The following is a 1,600-nucleotide window of genomic DNA, read 5'->3' on the forward strand; positions in this document are numbered from 1 at the left end:
AAGATATGGAAAACATTAAAAGGGTATCCCTTTCACTGTTAAAGACCATTATAAAAAGGAGTCATTACACCGAAAATATTCTTTAACATCTATAGGGTAATTCAATATGTTTTATTAGCACTGCAGATTGATTGTTTAAAAATGTTGATGGTGAAATAAGTTGCGTGGAGTTGACGAAGAACTTTTGATGATTCCGGGACCCACTTTCGTTGCCAATAGTACACTCAGAGCCATGTCCCGCCAAATGATTAATCATAGAGGAAAAAAATTTGGGGAAATGCTCACTGAATGCACCGAAAATTTAAAGAAGGTTTTCAGAACTAAAAACGACCTTTTCATTCTCACCTCCTCTGGAACGGGAGCAATGGAAGCTGCAATTAGTAATACCATAGAACCTGGCGATAAAGTACTTTGCCCAATTTATGGAAAGTTTAGTGAAAGGTTCAAATTGATTGTGGAAGCCTTTGGGGGAATACCTGTTGAATTACCCATTGAGTGGGGCGCCGTGCCGGACTCAGGGCAGATTGAGGAGGCTTTAGAAAGAGAGGAAGATATCAAGGCGGTAACAGTTACTCATAACGAAACATCTACAGGGGTAAGAGTTCCTCTTCATGATATAGGTAAAATAGTGAAAAAACATAATGCCTTATTTATCGTGGACACCATCTCAAGTATGGGCGGTGACCACATTCCGGTTGATGACTGGAAAATTGACCTCTGCATTTCAGGTTCACAGAAATGTTTTTCACTACCCCCAGGTTTAGCATTCATCTCGGTATCTGAAAAAGCGTGGGAAGTAATTAACAAAACTAAGAGAAGAGCATTCTATTTTAGCCTACCAGACTACCTCGAGAGCTATAAAAAGGATCCTCCAGAGCAGCCTTACACACCGGCCTTAACATTTTATTATGCTCTGCAGAATTCTTTGAGACTTTTATTAGATGAAGGACTTGAGAATGTAATCGCTCGCCACCATAAAATGGCGCAAGCCACTCGAGAAGCTATTAAAGCCCTTGAACTAGAACTCTTTCCCGAGAGAGAAGAAACCTGTTCTGTAACAGTAACTGCAGTAAAAATTCCCAAAAGTGTTCAAGACAAGGAACTGCGAGGGAATATACAGAAGGATCATGGTATCCTGATATCCGGAGGACAGTCAGCATTGAAAGGAAAAATTTTTAGAATAGGGCACATGGGACATGTGACAGATAAAGAAATTCTAATGACCATATATGCACTTGAACAGTCTCTCAAAAAGCTTGGGCAGAGAATAGAACTCGGGGCAGGTGTAGAAGCAGCAATGAAAGTATTTATGTGAAAAAACTCCACCTTATCAACAAATCTATTTGAACCCTTTTTATTAGAATTATATTTTCTCTCAAATTTTAATAAAAAACTTTCAATCTCCGTAGCTGGAGAACGGTTTTTGCAAGGGTTGTATCATTTTTTGCGCTCGTATGCGGAAGGTGTGGGGCGCATTTCAGCCGGTGAGTGGTCTGGAATGACCTTATTTTGGGCAACCATGTGCTTTTAGAACATGTGCACCACCCTTTTCTATTAATTTTGTTCTTAATTATGTTGTTGTTTACTCCTTTGTTTCGGG

2 protein-coding genes are annotated in these 1,600 nt (G+C 39.6%); one reads left to right on the forward strand and one right to left on the reverse strand.

Annotated elements, in window-relative coordinates; translation table 11 throughout:
- Positions 1–160: 160 nt before the first annotated feature.
- Positions 161–1,315: a pyridoxal-phosphate-dependent aminotransferase family protein gene (locus tag ACUVXA_RS20715; RefSeq protein ID WP_445873191.1), complete on the forward strand. Its 1,155-nt coding sequence runs from the start codon at positions 161–163 to the stop codon at positions 1,313–1,315.
- 67 nt (positions 1,316–1,382) lie between these two features.
- Here the strand turns inward: ACUVXA_RS20715 and ACUVXA_RS20720 are convergent.
- On the reverse strand, positions 1,383–1,600 hold a 218-nt coding region (locus ACUVXA_RS20720), incomplete at its 5' end, for a hypothetical protein (RefSeq protein WP_445873192.1).

The organism is Candidatus Jordarchaeum sp. (assembly GCF_052745115.1).